This is a genomic window from Actinomyces polynesiensis (assembly GCF_000820725.1).
In the GTDB taxonomy this organism is placed as follows: domain Bacteria; phylum Actinomycetota; class Actinomycetes; order Actinomycetales; family Actinomycetaceae; genus Pauljensenia; species Pauljensenia polynesiensis.
This window is the reverse complement of record NZ_CCXH01000048.1, coordinates 1-1,672: the sequence shown is the minus strand read 5'-3', so window position 1 is coordinate 1,672 and position 1,672 is coordinate 1. Positions and strand designations below refer to the sequence as shown.

1 protein-coding gene and 1 pseudogene are annotated in these 1,672 nt (G+C 72.6%); both read right to left on the bottom strand.

Going from position 1 to position 1,672, the window contains the following annotated elements; all coding sequences use genetic code 11:
* Window positions 1–944, bottom strand: a pseudogene (locus tag TA90_RS01735) (hypothetical protein); the annotation flags it as partial.
* A partial coding sequence (locus tag TA90_RS01730; RefSeq protein ID WP_043534301.1) for an ABC transporter ATP-binding protein occupies window positions 929–1,672 on the bottom strand: 744 nt, incomplete at its 5' end. The gene TA90_RS01730 and the pseudogene TA90_RS01735, both read right to left, overlap by 16 nt.

The following is a 1,672-nucleotide window of genomic DNA, read 5'->3' as shown; positions in this document are numbered from 1 at the left end:
GCACCCGCGGCCACGGCACCCGGGCCTCCGCCGCCACGCGACGCCCGAGCCGAGGACCGCGGTCCGTCGCGCTCGCGGTCGGGATCCACGAGGGCGCGACCCTGCGCCACCGCCTCCTCGGCCAGGGGTGAGAGGCGGTGGGCGGTGCCGCACATGGCGGCGGGCAGGACCCGCAGCCACAGCCACCACCCCAGCGCGAGGAAGACGCCCGTGATGACGAGCTGGAGCAGGGCCGTCGCCCAGGCCCCGGAGTGCACCGCGCCGGCCATCGCCCAGGGCGCACCGAAGGGCGACCACGCGACGAGGTCGGCGGCGGTGTGGATGTGGCCCGCGTCGAAGTTCTCGGTGAGGAGATTGATCCAGATGCCCATCGGCGCCAGCACCGCGATGAAGAGCAACGTGGCGACGACGCTCATGAGGTCACGCCGCCCGGCGGTGGACGTCGCCCGGATGCCGAGCCATGTCGAGGCCACGCGGGCCCAGAGGAAGGACGTCGCCAGGGCGAGGAGGGTCCCGACCAGGGCGACGAGGGCGGCCAGGGGGTCCCCTCCGCTCAGCCACACCGCCACGGGGACGAGGGCGACCAGTGTCGTCACCACACCCGAGATGCCCACCGGTGTGGCCGCCACGAGGCCCAGCGCGAAGTGCCGGGAGGGACCGATGTAGGGGGCGAAGCGGCGGGGGTCGAGGGTGTTGTCCATCGAGGCGAAGACGACGGGCACCATGATCCAGCCGAGGACCAGCAGCGCGCCGGCCAGCACGAGCAGCGCGGCGACGACCTCGAGGTGGCCGGACAGGGTCGCGGCGACCGCGCCCGCGGCCAGTCCGCCGATCACGCCGAGCCCGTAGAGCAGGCCCAGGATCGTCAGCACGACGACCCACACCTGTCGGGTCAGGGAGTTCCAGGTGACGCGGGCCTTGAGGCGGATCAGCTGTGCAACCACGACAGCCCCTCGTCCGAGCGTCGCCCGCCGACCAGCTGGGTGAAGCGGTCGTCGAGGTCCATGCCGTCGGCCACCTGCGCGGTGGTGCCGGCGACCAGGACGCGACCGTGGTTGATGACGGCCACGTGCGTGCACAGCTTCTGGACGGTGGCCATGACGTGGCTGGAGAGGATGACGGTGCCGCCCCCGGCGACGAAGCCCTGGAGGATCTGGCGGATGTTCGCCGAGGAGACGGGGTCCACCGACTCGAAGGGCTCGTCCAGGACGACGACGGAGGGGCCGTGGATGAGCGCCGCGCCGAGGGCCACCTTCTTCGTCATGCCCGCCGAGTAGTCGGCGATGAGCTTGCGCCCCGCGTCGGCGAGGTCGAGGACCTCCAGCAGTTCGCCCGCCCGGGTGCGGGCGGTGTCCCGGTCGAGGCCGCGCAGCATGGCGACGTGGGTGAGGAAGTCGGGGCCGGAGAGCTTGTCGAGCAGTCGCATCCCGTCGGGCATGACGCCCAGGCGTGCCTTGGCGCGCTCGGGTTCGGCCCAGATGTCGACGCCGTGGACGAACGCCGTGCCGCGGTCGGGGGTGAGGAGGCCGGTGGCCATGGTCAGCATGGTCGTCTTGCCCGCGCCGTTGGGGCCCACGATCCCGTAGAAGGACCCGGTGGGGATGTCCAGGGACAGGTCACCGACGGCGACGAGGTTCCCGTAGACCTTGACCAGTCCCCGCAGGGCCAGGGC